The sequence below is a fragment of the Mesorhizobium sp. WSM4884 genome (assembly GCF_029625675.1).
Classification (GTDB): domain Bacteria; phylum Pseudomonadota; class Alphaproteobacteria; order Rhizobiales; family Rhizobiaceae; genus Mesorhizobium.
The window spans coordinates 15,409-30,256 of record NZ_JARTVO010000030.1; the positions used below are offsets into that span (position 1 = coordinate 15,409).

A 14,848-nucleotide genomic window follows, 5' to 3' on the forward strand; every position below is an offset into this window, starting at 1 on the left:
AAAATCCCGAACCTGTGACTGGAGCGGGCATGATTCGTCTCATCGGCTATTTCTTCGGCATCGGCACGACGCTGGCGCTGCTGGTCGCTGCCGGCCTGGCCATCTACATCGGCCATCTGACGAAGGATCTGCCCGACTACGAAGTCCTGGCCAAATACGAGCCGCCGGTGACGACGCGCATCCATGCGTCCGACGGCTCGCTGATGGCTGAGTATGCGCGCGAGCGGCGCCTCTATCTGCCGATCCAGGCGATCCCGGATCGCGTCAAGGCAGCCTTCATGTCGGCCGAGGACAAGAACTTCTACAACCACCCCGGCATCGACATCACCGGCCTTGGTCGCGCAATCATCGTCAACCTGCAGAATTTCGGCTCCGGCAGGCGTCAGGTCGGCGCCTCGACGATCACGCAGCAGGTGGCGAAGAACTTCCTGCTTACCGCCGACCAGACCTACGAGCGCAAGATCAAGGAGATGATCCTGGCCTTCCGCATCGAGCAGGCCTATTCGAAGGACCGCATCCTCGAACTCTACCTCAACGAGATATTCTTCGGATTCGGCGCCTATGGTGTCGCCGGCGCCGCGCTCACCTATTTCGACAAGTCGGTCAATGAGCTCACCGTCGCCGAGGCCGCTTACCTCGCTTCGCTGCCCAAGGGCCCCAACAACTACCATCCGTTCAAGCATGCCGACCGCGCGCTCGAGCGCCGCAACTGGGTCATCGACCAGATGGTCGCGAACGGTTACGTCAGCCATGACGAGGGCGAGAAGGCCAAGGCCGAGCCGCTCGGCGTTAAGCCGCGCCGCAACGGCTCCTATCTGTTCGCGGGCGAATTTTTCACCGAGGAGGTGCGCCGCCAGATCATCGCCCGCTACGGTGAGAACGCGCTCTACGAGGGTGGCCTGTCGGTGCGCACGACGCTCGACCCGAAGATCCAGCTGATCGCCCGCAAATCGATGCAGAACGGGTTGCTGAAATACGACATGCTGCGCGGCTATCGCGGACCGGTGACCCATATCGACATTTCCGGCGACTGGGGCGTTCCGCTCGGTGCAGTCAAGGGGCTGGAGGACGTGCCGGAATGGACGCTGGCCGTCGTGCTTGACAGTTCGGCCGACGGATTGACCATCGGCATTCAGCCGGCGCGTCAGGTCTCCGGCGACCTCGTCAAGGACCGTGTCGAGGGAACCGTCAGCAAGGACGATATGGGCTTCGCCATGCGCCATTTCGTCAACGGAAAGTCCGTCAGGGCGAAATCTCCGGCGGAAGTGCTGGAGCCGGGCGACGTCATCTTCGTGCAGAAAAACGACGGCTCGGACAATGCCTACAGCCTGCGCCAGGTGCCCGAGGTGGAAGGCGGCTTGGTTGCCATGGACCCGCATACCGGGCGAGTGCTGGCCATGGTCGGCGGCTTCTCCTACGCGCAGTCGGAATTCAATCGTGCGACGCAGGCGATGCGCCAGCCGGGCTCCTCGTTCAAGCCGATCGTCTATTCGGCGGCGCTCGACAACGGCTACACGCCGGCATCCGTGATCATGGACGGCCCGATCACCATCCAGAGCGGCAACACGACCTGGACGCCGAAGAACTATGACGGCACGGTCGCCGGCCCCGCCACCTTGCGTTCGGGCATCGAGAAGTCGCGCAATCTGATGACCGTACGGCTGGCCAACGACATGGGCATGAAGCTGGTCGTCGAGTACGCCGAGCGCTTCGGCGTCTACGATCATCTCGCGCCGTACCTGCCAATGGCGCTGGGCTCCGGCGAGACGACCGTCATGCGCATGGTGTCGGCCTATTCGATCATGGCCAATGGCGGCAAGTCGATCAAACCGTCGCTGATCGACCGCATCCAGGATCGCTATGGCAAGACCGTCTTCAAGCAGGACGAACGCGGCTGCGAGGGCTGCAACGCCACCGAATGGAAGAACCAGCCCGAGCCGGAGCTGGTCGACAATTCCGAGCAGGTGCTCGATCCGATGACCGCCTACCAGATCACCTCGATGATGGAAGGCGTCGTGCAGCGCGGCACCGGCGCCACCATCGCCGAGCTTGGCCGCCACATCGCCGGCAAGACCGGCACGACCAATGACGAGAAGGACGCCTGGTTCATCGGCTTCACGCCGAACCTCGTCGTCGGTCTCTATATGGGCTACGACACGCCGCGCGGCCTCGGCAAGGGCGCCACGGGTGGTGGTCTCGCCGCGCCGATCTTCAAGGACTTCATGCGCGTCGCTCTCGACGGCACGCCCAATGTCGACTTCCAGGTTCCGGAAGGCATGAAGCTGATCGCCATCAACCGCAAGACCGGCATGCGCGCAGCCGAGGGCGATCCCAACACCATCATCGAGGCGTTCAAGCCCGGCACCGGTCCGGCCGACAGCTACTGGGTCATCGGCATGGGCGCGGACGGTTCCAACGGCGCCGGCGGTGCCTTGTCGCCGCAGGCCAACCAGGCCATCCAGGACGGCGGCGGCGGCCTCTACTAGAATTTCAGAATTCTGGAATGGGCTGGCGCGTCGACGCCGGCCCATTTCGCTTTACAGGCGGCGGTGCCGTGCCTATGTATCGCGCCGATTCCGAACAGAACGAGAAGCACAGGACAGAACGAAGACCCATGCGCGCGGAAACGCAGAACATTGTCGACGAGATCAGGCAGGCGATAACCCTGCTGAGGAGGCATCTTTGACTGGGATCAGGCCATAAAGCGGCTTGAATACCTGAACTCGCGCGCCGAGGATTCCAGCCTCTGGAACGACCCCATCGAAGCGCAGAAGCTGATGCGGGAGCGCCAGGGCCTCGAGGAAGGCATTGGGGCGGTCAAGGGGCTGACCCAGGCGCTCGAGGATAATATCGGCCTGATCGAGCTTGGCGAGGAAGAGGGCGACGAAGGCGTCGTCGCCGAAGCCGAAGCCGCGCTGCGCTCCATGCAGGGCGAGGCCAAGGCCCGCCAGGTCGAGACGCTGCTCTCGGGCGAAGCCGACGCCAACGACACCTATCTCGAAATCCATGCCGGCGCCGGCGGCACCGAGAGCCAGGACTGGGCCTCGATGCTTCTGCGCATGTACACGCGCTGGGCCGAACGGCGTCGCTTCAAGGTCGAAGTGCTGGAAGTCCACGATGGCGAGGAGGCCGGCATCAAGTCGGCCACCGTGCTGATCAAGGGCCACAACGCTTATGGTTGGCTGAAGACGGAATCGGGCGTCCATCGGCTGGTGCGCATCTCGCCTTACGACAGCAATGCCCGCCGCCACACCTCGTTCGCCAGCGTCTGGGTCTATCCGGTAATTGACGATTCGATCGAGATCAATGTCTCGGAATCCGACGTGCGCATCGACACCTATCGTTCCTCCGGCTCGGGCGGCCAGCACGTCAACACGACCGACTCGGCGGTCCGCATCACCCATCTCGCAACCGGCATCGCGGTCGCCTGCCAGGCCGAGCGCTCGCAGCACAAGAACCGGGCCAAGGCCTGGGAAATGCTGCGCTCCCGGCTCTACGAGGAGGAGCTGAAGAAGCGCGAGGCGGTCGCCAACGCCACCGAGGCATCGAAGAGCGACATCGGCTGGGGCCACCAGATCCGCTCCTATGTGCTGCAGCCCTATCAGTTGGTGAAGGATCTACGCACCGGCGTCGAAAACACCAGCCCGTCAAGCGTGCTCGACGGCGACCTCGACGAGTTCATGGAGGCCTCGCTGTCGCATCGCATCGAGGGCGGCGCCGGCGAGGCGGTGGCGGACCTCGATTGAAGCGCGTCGCGATATTTCAGATTCACTCCATACGCTTTAGGTTTTTTGCGCATGTCTCCCGAAACCGGTTCCCACTTTCGGGAGACATGCGTTAGGGCCCCACATACCACGGCGACGGAGGAGCCAATGGTTCGAACGCTTACAGGAAAGTGCTTCTGCGGCCAGGCTCGCTACGAGGTGGCCGACGAGTTCGTCTACGCCGCGAATTGCCATTGCTCGAACTGCCGTCGCACCACGGGCTCGGCCTTCAAACCCTTCGCCGGCATCGAGCGCGACAAGTTTCGTCTCACCGCGGGCGACGACAGGCTGCTGATCCACGGTGATGCCGACGGTCACGACGCGCATTGCGGGCAATGCGGCTCGCTGCTCTATTCATTGGTGCGTGAGGGCGCCTACGTCCATGTAGCCATGGGGACGTTGACGGACGCCCCCAGCATTCGCCCGAATGCACACATCTTCGTCGGTTCCAAGGCGCCATGGTTCACGATTACGGACGACCTGCCGCAATATCGTGAACATGTCACCGGCTGACAGCCGGAACTTCCATTAGCGGAATTTCGTTCTTAGGCACCCTGGTCGCAGGCTTGTCGTTCAATTCTCATTAACCAAGTCGGCGCACCTTTTTTGCGGCCGATGCTGCAGCCCCGGTGCGATCCGAGGGCGCGCCCACTTCTTGCGCCGGCCAAGGAATCAGCCCAGCATTCGGGCTGGGGGATAGAAGCATTTATGGCCGGACGCGGCTTATCTGCGACTGACGATCCGGCCACTGGGAAGACACGTTCCGGGAACGGGCAAGCGAAAACGCTTGAAGCTCGAAAGGAACGCTTCGATGTCTGCTGCCAAGTCAAGATCGGCCCGAGCCGTTCGCCCGGCCGGCCGACTCCTGTTTTCCCTGTTCGTCACGGTTGGGATGGTGACGCTGACTGCAACCGCCGTCGCGCACGACGCCAAACCCACGGCGGCGCTACCGCAAGGCTGGAGCTACCCCTTTGCCTGCTGCGCCAACTATGATTGCAAGGAGGTGCCGCAGACATCGATCGGCGAGCGGCCAGACGGCTATGTGATAAAAGGCACGGGCGAGGTGGTCGCCTACAGCGACAAGCGGGTCAAGAATTCGCCCGACGGCGAATATCACTGGTGCGCGCACCAGGCCGGGCTCGATGCCGGCAAGACCATCTGCCTGTTCGTGCCCCCGCCGTCCTACTAACGCGCGTCGCGATCTTTCAGGTTCGCTCCATGCGCTTTAGGTTTTTGATCTTATGCATGTCTTTATCCCGAAACCGGTTCCCACTTTCGGGAGACATGCTCTAGGCTCTTGAACACCTGGCCGGGCTGTGTGCCCGGTCAAAAGCGCGTGACGGGCTGACCCGGGGTAGGGCAGTGCCCTCGACCCTGCTGAGGACGGTTGTCAGGACCGCTTCTTTATGTTGCCTTGCCGCCGCTGGAGCAATTCCAGACGGGCGGCGGACAACGGAGAGGTGACGTTCATGACCATCAAGGGAAGCTGTCATTGCAAGGCGACGACGTTCGAAGTGTCCGAGCCGCCGCAGACTGTAACGCAATGCACTTGCTCTTTCTGCTCCAAGCGTGGATCGCTCTGGGCATATTACGTCCCGTCGCAATTCAAGCTCACCAGCCCGCCCGAGAACGTCTCCTTCTACCGCTGGGGCTCGAAAACCATCAAACACGGCTTCTGCGCCACTTGCGGCTGCGGTACTTTCACCGAAACCCCTGATTGGTCGACCGGTGAGCCTGACTTCGACAACCCGAAGATCAGCGTCAACTCCCGGCTGTTCGACGATTTCGACCTCGACAAGGTCGAAGTGGTGGTGATCGACGGCAAGAACCTCTGGTAGCACTTTGCCGTTCCGCTTTTTGCCGCAATTCATGTTACAAGGCATGCGGAAGGGTTGATTTGGCGCGGCCGCGATGGCCGCGATTTGGAGAGGGACAATCTTATGAAGAAGACCGTGCTCGTCGTCGTGGCGACGGCTGTGCTCGTGAGCGCCTGCACCACTACCGATCCGTATACCGGTGACCAGAAGATATCCAACACGGCGGCCGGCGCCGGCCTCGGCGCCCTGGCAGGCGCCAGCCTTGGTCTGCTTGCCGGCGGCAATGATCGCCGCAACGCGTTGATCGGCGCGGGCATCGGCGCGCTCGCCGGTGGTGCGATCGGTGCGACGATGGACCAGAACGAGGCGGAGCTGCGCCGCCAGCTGCAGGGCACCGGCGTCAGCGTCACCCGCAGCGGCGACCAGATCATCCTCAACATGCCGTCCGACATCACCTTCAACGTCGATCAGGACGCGGTGAAGCCTGGCTTCTACCCGGTGCTGAACTCGGTGGCGCTGGTGTTGAACAAGTTCCGCCAGACCACTGTCGACGTCTTCGGCCACACCGATTCGACCGGCGGCGACGAGCACAATTTCGACCTGTCGCAGCGCCGCGCCCTCGCCGTCGCCAACTATCTCTCCGGCCAGGGCGTCGATTCCCGCCGCTTTGCGGTCACCGGCTTCGGCAAGACGCGTCCGATCGCCTCCAACGCGACCGCCGCCGGTCGCGCCCAGAACCGGCGCGTTGAGATCCAGCTGTCGCCGCTCACCTGAGAAAAGCCGCTTCCAGCGGAGAGCGGCCCCATCAAGCAAAACGGCTCCTTCGGGGGCCGTTTTTGTTCGGCCTGCTCCCAACTTAGATCAAAAGTCTTAGGACATTAGCTTCTTCTAATTGGCACTTTTCCAGAACCAGGGAAAAGACTAGCATCGACGCTGTTCCAGAGGGGATGAGGCGGTACAACTGGCCGCGCTATCAACATTTCGCCTCGGTCTTGCACGGCCAGATCAAAGTCTGGGAGGAATGCATGACAAGAACGGCTCGCTTAGGGCGCTGTGGCGCCCTCGTTTTGACTGGTCTTTTTGGCGCCTGGCTCGGCGCCGCCACGGCTCAGGCCGAAGACGCCAATAAGGCCGACCTGGAAGCCCTGAAAAAATCGTTGGCCAAATACGAAGACTACCAGGCCGCTATCCGCGACCTCTATCTGTCGACCGAAGGCTGCGTCTACTACAGCGGTGAAAAGATACCGGGCGCGATGGACTATCCGAAGGGCGCCATGGGCGTCCATTTCGTCAACGTCCCAAGCGTCGGCAAGAAGCTCGACCCGATGAAGCCCAACGTCCTGATCTACGAGCCGACCAAGAAGGGTTTGAAGCTGGTCGCGGTGGAATGGCTGGTGCCGCTGACGCCGGACGTCAAGGAAGCGCCGAGCCTATTTGGCCAGAAATTCATGGGGCCGATGGAGGGGCACTATCCGCTGATCCCGAAGGAGTTCGTGCACTACGACCTTCACGCCTGGCTGTTCAGCGACAATCCGAACGGCATGTTCAGTCCGACAAACCCGAAGGTGAAATGCAACAAGGCCGAGTTTCCGATGCTGGAGAAACCGACCAAGATGATGCCTGGGCCGATGTAAGCCGCGGCGGGTAATTGCATAAAGGTGCGTGGCTGAACCTTCAAGCGAAGCGCAACAAGGAAACGGCCCCGTTCGGGGCCGTTTCCTTGGTTTCATCGATGCAAGTACGAGGTCAGACCTTGGCGACGATCCGCATGAAGGCCGGCACGTCGTCGCCGAAGCCGACGGTCGCGTCGTCCTCCTCCTGGCGATGGCGGTTGGGGCGGTCGCGCTGCGGACGGGCATCGCCGCGCTGCTCGTTGCGGTTGGCCGAACCCTTGCGGTCGTTCTCGGAGCGGATCGCATCCTTGCGGGCGCGCCGCTCGGCGATGTCGGCGATCTCGGCGACGGGCTGCTCCTCGGGTGCGGGGTCGGGCGTCTCGTCATGCCTGGCGTGACGGTCCTTCTTGCGCTCGCCGCGATCCTTGCGATCCTCGTCCCTGCGGCCGGCGCGGCGCGGGGCGCCGCGGCCACGGCGGGGCGCGTCCTCGCTTTCGCTCTCGGTCACGGTCGACAGGTCGCCGTCATGCCATTCGATCTTGGTGCCGATCAGCTTCTCGATGGCGTCGACATATTTGGTGTCGGATCGTGTCGCGATGGTGAAGGATTTGCCGGAGCGCCCGGCACGTCCGGTGCGGCCGATGCGGTGGACATAGTCCTCGGCGTGGATCGGCACGTCGTAGTTGAAGACGTGGCTGACGTCCGGAATGTCGAGGCCGCGCGCGGCGACGTCCGAGGCGACGAGGTAGCGCAGCTTGCCGTCGCGGAAATTGGCGAGCATCTGCATGCGCGCGCGCTGGTCCATGTCGCCATGCAGCGCGCCGGCATCGAAATCATGCTTCAGGAGCGAGCGGAAAAGCTCCGACACTTCGACCTTGCGGTTGCAGAAAATGATGGCGTTCTTCAGCTCATCGCTCTCGGCCTTCATCAGGTTGCGGAGCGTCTCGCGCTTCTCCCAAGGCTTCGAGCCTGACTTCACCAAGCGCTGCGTTATGCTGGTCGCGGTGGACGCGGCCCTTGAGACCTCGACGCGCACCGGCGCGTGCAGGAATTTTTCGGTGAGCTTGGTGATTTCTGGCGGCATGGTCGCCGAGAAGAACAGCGTCTGGCGCGTGAACGGGATCATCTCGCAGATGCGCTCGATATCGGGGATGAAGCCCATGTCGAGCATGCGGTCGGCTTCGTCGATGACGAGAATCTCGACGCCGTTGAGCAGGAGCTTGCCGCGCTCACGGTGGTCGAGCAGGCGGCCGGGCGTCGCGATCAGCACGTCGGCGCCGCGCTCCAGCTTCTTGTCCTGCTCCTCGAAGGAGACGCCGCCGATCAGCAGCGCGATGTTGAGCTTATGGTTCTTGCCGTATTTGATGAAGTTCTCCTCGACCTGCGCCGCCAGTTCGCGCGTCGGCTCGAGGATCAGGGTGCGCGGCATGCGAGCTCGCGCCCGGCCTTTTTCCAGGCGGGTGAGCATCGGCAGAACGAAGGACGCGGTCTTGCCGGTGCCGGTCTGGGCGATGCCCAGCACGTCCTTGCCGAGCAGCGCATGCGGGATGGCGCCGGCCTGGATCGGGGTCGGCTTGGTATAGCCGGCATCGGTGACTGCGGAGAGGACCTTCGGCGACAGGCCGAGGTCCGTGAATGTCAACGCTTCTTGAGCGGTCGTGGTGTCTGAGGACAAGTGTTTGTTGTCTTTGGCTGCTTCAGGAAAATCGCAACACGTGTTGCGGCAGGCGCCGCGCGCCTGCAAGATCGCGGTTGCAGTTAGGCGCAAGTCCGCGATTTGTCAACAGAAACGGCCAGAAATCCGGCGATCGTGAAGACGTAGGCTTAATCGCGATGCTTAATCGAAACAGTATCTTTGCGCCGGCTCAATAGCGGAATTGCTCGGCAAGGATGCGTTCGTTCCACGAATGGTTGGGGTCGAACAGCAGTGTCGCGGTCGCGGTGGGCGATTCCCGCACCGTGACCGAGGCAATCGCCTTGACCTCGGTGTGGTCGGCGGCGGCGTTCACCGGGCGCTTTTCCGACTCCAGTATGTCGAAGCGCACGATCGCCTTGTTGGAGAGAAGCGCGCCGCGCCAGCGCCGGGGCCGGAAGGGGCTCACCGGCGTCAGCGCCAGGAGCGGAGCGTCGAGCGGCAGGATCGGTCCGTGCGCCGAGAGATTGTAGGCTGTCGAGCCGGCGGGCGTCGCGATCATCACGCCGTCGCAGTTGAGCTCCTCCAGCCGCACCTGCTCGTCGACGGTGATGCGGATTTTCGCCGTCTGGTAGGACTGGCGCCAAAGCGCCACCTCGTTGATCGCCAGCGCGGAGACCGTTTCGCCCTCGTGGGTCACCGCCTGCATCTCCAGTGGGCGGATCGTCTCGGATACTGCCCTCGAGATGCGCTCCTCAAGTCCGCCGGCGCGGTATTCGTTCATCAGGAAGCCGATGGTGCCACGGTTCATGCCGTAGACCTTCTTGCCCGTGCTCATCGTGTCGCGCAGCGTCTGCAGCAGGAACCCGTCGCCGCCGAGCGCAACAATGATGTCAGCCTCGGCGACCGGTATCTGCCCGTAGCGCGCCGACAGGCTTTGCAGCGCCGCGCGGGCGTCGTCGGTGTCGGAAGAGACGAAGGCGAAACGGCTGGCGACTTTGCTCATGGCTCCCGGAGGGCGACCGCCTGCTGGGTCGCGCCGGCGACGGCGTAGCATGCGCTGCCCGCATCTGCAAAGGGCGGCACGCCATGCGGTGCGGACAGGGCCTGCGCTCGCGCTTCATGACAGGCGTGCAACGAATGTGATGGCCGTAATGGTTAAGACGGGGCTTAAACACTCGTAAAGCCGAAGCGCTCATGTTAGCCGACAGTGGATGGGTTGGCGGGGGCTGGCCAGTCGAGAGACCTGTCTATTGCCGGTAACGCGCTTGATCATAGTCTTCCTGATGATGGGAAGTTTCGCGCTCATGTTCGCCGAACTGGTGCGTCATTCGGAAGAAATGAGCATGAGGCCGCAGCAGCCTGCCGCCTCCCGCTGCGGTGACGCCGCCGGAATGCCCTGCCCGCAAAGGGCGCTTTAACCCACAATCACATCGGCCTGAGATGGCTCAACGACTCTGCTTCAGGTGGCAGCCGGCCTTGCGCTTTTGCGCCAGGTACTCGTCGATGAGCTGGCGGTAGCGCACCTTACCGAAGCTCGGAAAATGGCCGCCATGGACGACCGAGACGTCGAGGTCGCGCATGGCGAGCAGCGTCGCGACGTAGTCCTCGATGTCGGAGTGATAGACATCGTCGATCAGCGGCCCGTCATAGACGATATCGCCGGACAGCAGGATGTCGGTCTTCTTCTCGTAGAGCGCAATGCCGCCAGGTGAGTGACCGGGCGTGTGGATGACCTCGAAGGCACGATCGCCGAGGTCGACCACGTCGCCATGCTCGAGCAGGCGCCCGGCTGGGGCAGGCGGGATTTGGTAGCGTGCTGTCTCCCACCCTTCCGGTGCGCCGTCGAACATCTCCTCATTGGCGTAGCGGTCGGCGACCGTCCATTCGTTGCGTGGATCGGCGAGGATTTCGGCTTCGGCGGAATGGACGCAGCGATCCGGAAATTCGTGGTGGCAGCCGATGTGATCGAAATGCGTGTGGCTGGCGACGCAGACCAGCTTGCGCTCGGTCACCAGAGGCACGTGTCGCCTGAGGCTGAAATGGCCAAGGCCGGTATCGAACAGAAGGTCACGATCGCGCCCGCGCACATACCAGATGTTGCAGCGGAAGAACGGTTTTATCCATGGCTCGTGGATGAGCGTGACGTCGTCGCCCATGCGGATGGTTTCGTACCAGTCCGGAGCCTCGATGACCGGAAGCGTGCCCATTGTTCAGTCCGCCAGCAGGATGATGTCTTGAGCGTTGCACGAAACGGCTGTTGTGTCGCCTGCCTGAATGGTAGCGGAGGCGGGTGCCTTGGCGATGAACTGCAACACCGGATCCTGGAGCGAGTTGGCCAGCACGCGCTTGAAGCTGCCCTGGAAAACGACGTCGCTGACCTTGGCCGTGCCCAGCGCGACATCGCCCTTCGCTTCGCCAAGGACCAGGTGCTCGGGCCGGATGGCAAGAGCGACATTGGCGCTGGCGGGCGATGTGCCGGGCAGCGAGATCGGGCCGAGCCCTGTCGCGACCGTGACGCGGCCATCCCGGCAATCGCCGGGCTTGCCGGCAAGGATGGTGCTCTCGCCCATGAAGGTGGCCGAGAAGCGCGTCTTCGGCCGCGCATAGACGCGCTCGGGCGGTCCCTCGTCCTCGATGCGGCCGTCATTCATCACCACGCAGTGGTCGGCCAACGCCATCGCTTCTTCCTGGTCGTGCGTGACATGGACGAAGGCGGTGCCGACGCGTTTCTGGATCGCTTTCAGCTCGTCCTGCATCTGCCGGCGCAATTTCAAGTCGAGGGCGCCGAGCGGCTCATCGAGGAGAAGCACTGCCGGCTCGATGACGAGCGCGCGGGCCAGTGCCACGCGCTGGCGCTGGCCGCCGGAAAGCTGATGCGGCTTCTTGTCGAAAGCGGCCGCCAGTCCGACGAGCGCCAGCGCTTCGCGCGCCTTAGCGGCCCGCGTCACGCCGTCGACACCTTGCATGCGCAACCCGAAGCCGACATTGGTGCCGACGCTCATATGCGGAAACAGCGCGTAATCCTGGAACACGGTGGTCGTCGGACGCTTGGCCGGCGGCACGGCGGTGCAGTCCTCGCCGCGGATGAACACCCTGCCTTCGCTTGGCGTGACGAAGCCGCCGAGGATGGAAAGCAGCGTCGTCTTGCCCGAGCCCGATGGCCCGAGCAGGATCGTGTAGCTGCCTGGCTCGATCACGAGCGAGACACTTTTCAGCACCGGGAGTTGGCCGAAGCGGTGCGATACGTTGCGGATATCGACCAATGGCGCGCTCATGCCGGCTTTCTCCGCAGCAGCGTCAGTTCGAAAAAGACCACCAGGGCGATGGAAACGGCAAAGACCAGCGAGCCAACGGCATTGGTCTTGGGATTGAGGCCGGAGCGCAAGAGGTTCCAGATCTCCACGGGAAGCGTCGTCTCGAAGCGGGTGAGCAGGAAGGAGATGACGAACTCGTCCCAGGAGAAGGTCATCGACAGGAAGAAGCCGGCGAAGATAGCCGGCGCCATCACCGGCACGGTGATCATCAAAAGCACCTTCCATTCGGAGGCGCCGAGGTCGCGCGCAGCGCGCTCGATGTTGATCTGATGGTCGCCCATCTGGCTGTAGATGATGGCGAAGCAAAGCGGCAGGTTGATCACGACATGGCCGATGCCTGCGGCAAGCAGCGATTTCGGCACGCCGGCCCAGTTGAACAGCACCAGCAAGCCCATGCCGATGATGAGATAGCTGACGGTGAGCGGCAGCGTGATCAGCCCGCGCAGCAGCGCCGAGCCCGGCAACACGAAGCGCGCGAAACCCCAGGCGGAGAGGAAGCCGAGCGTGACGGAGGCGAACGAGGACAGAACCGCCACCAGCAGCGAATTGATCAGCGCCGAGGTGAGCCGCGTATCGGACAGCACCGCCTGGTACCAGCGCAGCGACGGGCCGGTGAAGGGCGGGATGGGGAAGGAGGTCGCCTGCAGCGAAAACAGCACCAGCACGACCACCGGCAGGAAGATGAAGCCATATATGGCCATCGCATAGAGCCAGGCGGCGAGACGGACGATCGCACGCATCGTCAGGCCCGCTCGATCTTCAGCCAGCGGGCACAGGCGAGGTAGGCGATGGTGACGACCGCCATCAGGATGATCGACAGCGCCGAAGCCAGCGGGAAATCGCCGCGCCGGCCGATCTGCATCATCACCAGTTGCGGCATGACGAGCTCGTTGTTGCCGCCGAGGATCTGCGGCGTGATGTAGTCGCCGATGCAGAGCACGAAGGTGAGGAAGGCGCCGACCATGATGCCGGGCAGGGTGAGCGGCAGAACGACATGCAGGAAGGTGCGCACCGGCCCGGCGCCGAGATCGGCGGCGGCCTTGCGGTAGCTCGGGCTGAGCTGCTTGAGATTGGCGAAGATCGTCAGCGTCAACAGCATGACGAAGAAATGCACGAAGCCGGTGACGGTGGCGAAACGCGTGTTGGCGAGCTGCAGCGGCTCGGCGGTGAGACCCATGCCGGTGAGCGCCCGGTTGATGACGCCGTTCTGCGCCAGCACCAGCAGCCAGGAATAGGAGCGCACGACATAGGACGTCCAGAACGGCAGCACGGCCAGCATCAAAGCCAGCCGCTGCCAGCGCTCCGGCACTTGTTCCGCCAGGATCCAGGCGAAAGGATAGGCGAGCAGGATCGAGATGACGGTGACGATCGCCGTCACCTCCAGCGAGTTCACCATCGCCCGCCAGTAGGACGGATCGGTGAAGAACTGGCTGTAATTGGCTAAAGTGAAGCCGCCGCCTTCGTGGGCCGTGAGGCTCGACAGCTCCATGGCGATGAAGGGCAGCACGAAGAACAGCAACGTCCACGCCAGCGCCGGCGTGACCAGCGCCCAGGGCAGGACACGCGAATTGCTTCCGGAAACGCTCATCGGCCGATCACTGCGCCTGCAGCATTTCGGTCCACATATCCTGCATCTTCTTGTCGAGGTCGGCGTTGGGCGCCGGATAGGCCTGGGCGCGGGCGAGGAAGCCGGGCTGCTCGTCGAAGCGCAGGATCTTCTTCTGCTCGTCGGTCAGCGCCGCCTTCTTGTTTGCCGGCATGCCCCAGTAGCAGGAGGAGGTGGCAAGGCGCGCCTGGCCTTCCGGGCTCAGAATGTACTGGATGAACTTCAGCGCCATGTCCTTGTTCTTGGAATCCTTGAACATGGCGAGCGACTGCGACCACAGCACCGCGCCTTCCTTCGGGATAGAGAAGTCGAGTGCCGGGTTTTCCTTGGCGAGGCCCGCCGTGACCCATTCACCGCCGCCGACAAGGACGTCCACCTCGCCGGTGGCTAAAGCCGTCTGGCTGGCGGTGACTTCGCCGACCAGCTTGGCGTTGGCCTTCATCTTGACCAGCTCCGCCTTGAGGGCGGGCAGGTCGGCCTCGGTGAGATCCGCGGTCTTCTTGCCGATGGCCAGAGCCGCCATGCCGATCACCGGCAGGTAGTAGTCGTAGATCGCGATCTTGCCCTTGTATTTGTCGCTGGTGAGTGAGGCCAGCGACTGCATGTCGGCCGGATCGACCTTGGTCTTGTTGAAGCCGATCGTGTTGTAGCCGAATTTTTCGGTGATGCCGTAGCGCTTGCCGTCGACGATGGTCGACTTGTCCATCTTCACTTCCGGGAAGAGGTCGGCAAAGGGCAGCTTGTCCTCCGGCAGCGGCTCGAACAGGCCTTTCTCGACGCCGCGCGGCACGTCGATGGAATCGATCACCATCACGTCCCAGTCGCCTGGCTGCGATTGATCGACGATGGCGAGCCCGGCGCCGGTGCCCTCGAACTCCTTGACGTTGACCTTGACGTTGTTGGCTGCCTCGAAGGGCTGCAGCAGCGCCGGATCGGAATGGTCGCACCAGATCAGCGCATTGAGATCGGCGGCCTCGGCGCCGCCCGCGGCGATGAGCAGCGCAGCGGCCGCGCAGGCGGCTCCGAGACGAGACTTCAGGGTGGAAAGCGGATTCCGGTCATTGACGGTCATCGAGTGTTCTCCCTGCCTTGCTGGCT

Annotated in this window: 14 protein-coding genes; 7 read left to right on the forward strand and 7 right to left on the reverse strand. The window is 63.2% G+C overall.

The window, feature by feature from the left end; translation table 11 throughout:
* Positions 1-29 precede the first annotated feature (29 nt).
* The 7 genes from P9236_RS28740 (at position 30) to P9236_RS28770 (ending at position 7,215) form a co-directional block, all read left to right on the forward strand.
* Positions 30-2,486 (forward strand): penicillin-binding protein 1A, encoded by a 2,457-nt coding sequence (locus tag P9236_RS28740; RefSeq protein ID WP_278077949.1) that lies wholly within the window; start codon positions 30-32, stop codon positions 2,484-2,486.
* 128 nt (positions 2,487-2,614) lie between these two features.
* Positions 2,615-3,746, forward strand: a protein-coding gene (gene prfB / locus P9236_RS28745; protein WP_278077950.1) for a peptide chain release factor 2 whose coding sequence is annotated in 2 segments (ribosomal slippage) — positions 2,615-2,680 and positions 2,682-3,746 — 1,131 coding nt in all. Because the reading frame shifts where the segments join, the coding sequence is not laid out codon by codon here.
* 126 nt (positions 3,747-3,872) lie between these two features.
* Positions 3,873-4,277: a GFA family protein gene (locus tag P9236_RS28750; RefSeq protein WP_278077951.1), complete on the forward strand. Its 405-nt coding sequence runs from the start codon at positions 3,873-3,875 to the stop codon at positions 4,275-4,277.
* 298 nt (positions 4,278-4,575) lie between these two features.
* Entirely contained in the window at positions 4,576-4,953 is a 378-nt protein-coding gene (locus P9236_RS28755) for a hypothetical protein (RefSeq protein WP_278077952.1), read from the forward strand.
* A 280-nt stretch (positions 4,954-5,233) separates the two neighbouring features.
* Positions 5,234-5,602 carry a GFA family protein gene (locus tag P9236_RS28760; RefSeq protein WP_278077953.1) on the forward strand — a complete coding sequence of 123 codons (369 nt, stop codon included), beginning with the start codon at positions 5,234-5,236 and terminating at the stop codon, positions 5,600-5,602.
* Between the two features lie 102 nt (positions 5,603-5,704).
* Positions 5,705-6,355 (forward strand): OmpA family protein, encoded by a 651-nt coding sequence (locus tag P9236_RS28765; protein WP_040969274.1) that lies wholly within the window; start codon positions 5,705-5,707, stop codon positions 6,353-6,355.
* A gap of 251 nt (positions 6,356-6,606) precedes the next feature.
* Positions 6,607-7,215 carry a hypothetical protein gene (locus P9236_RS28770; protein WP_278077954.1) on the forward strand — a complete coding sequence of 203 codons (609 nt, stop codon included), beginning with the start codon at positions 6,607-6,609 and terminating at the stop codon, positions 7,213-7,215.
* Between the two features lie 112 nt (positions 7,216-7,327).
* Here the strand turns inward: P9236_RS28770 and P9236_RS28775 are convergent, their stop codons facing one another.
* From P9236_RS28775 to P9236_RS28805, 7 genes are all read right to left on the reverse strand, one after another.
* Positions 7,328-8,869: a DEAD/DEAH box helicase gene (locus tag P9236_RS28775; RefSeq protein WP_278077955.1), complete on the reverse strand. Its 1,542-nt coding sequence runs from the start codon at positions 8,867-8,869 to the stop codon at positions 7,328-7,330.
* A 190-nt stretch (positions 8,870-9,059) separates the two neighbouring features.
* Positions 9,060-9,833 carry an NAD kinase gene (locus P9236_RS28780; protein ID WP_278077956.1) on the reverse strand — a complete coding sequence of 258 codons (774 nt, stop codon included), beginning with the start codon at positions 9,831-9,833 and terminating at the stop codon, positions 9,060-9,062.
* Positions 9,834-10,275: 442 nt separating this feature from the next.
* Positions 10,276-11,037, reverse strand: a complete 762-nt coding sequence (locus tag P9236_RS28785) for an MBL fold metallo-hydrolase (protein ID WP_278077957.1) — start codon at positions 11,035-11,037, stop codon at positions 10,276-10,278.
* Positions 11,038-11,040: 3 nt separating this feature from the next.
* Positions 11,041-12,105 carry an ABC transporter ATP-binding protein gene (locus P9236_RS28790; protein ID WP_278077958.1) on the reverse strand — a complete coding sequence of 355 codons (1,065 nt, stop codon included), beginning with the start codon at positions 12,103-12,105 and terminating at the stop codon, positions 11,041-11,043.
* Entirely contained in the window at positions 12,102-12,884 is a 783-nt protein-coding gene (locus P9236_RS28795; RefSeq protein ID WP_278077959.1) for an ABC transporter permease, read from the reverse strand. Before P9236_RS28795 ends, P9236_RS28790 begins: the two co-directional genes overlap by 4 nt.
* 2 nt (positions 12,885-12,886) lie before the next feature.
* A complete protein-coding gene (locus P9236_RS28800; RefSeq protein WP_278077960.1) occupies positions 12,887-13,732 on the reverse strand; it encodes an ABC transporter permease in 846 nt (281 codons plus the stop codon).
* 7 nt (positions 13,733-13,739) lie between these two features.
* The gene (locus P9236_RS28805) at positions 13,740-14,822 is read right to left on the reverse strand and encodes a spermidine/putrescine ABC transporter substrate-binding protein (RefSeq protein WP_278077961.1); all 1,083 of its coding nucleotides are present in this window, start codon (positions 14,820-14,822) and stop codon (positions 13,740-13,742) included.
* Positions 14,823-14,848: the final 26 nt, after the last annotated feature.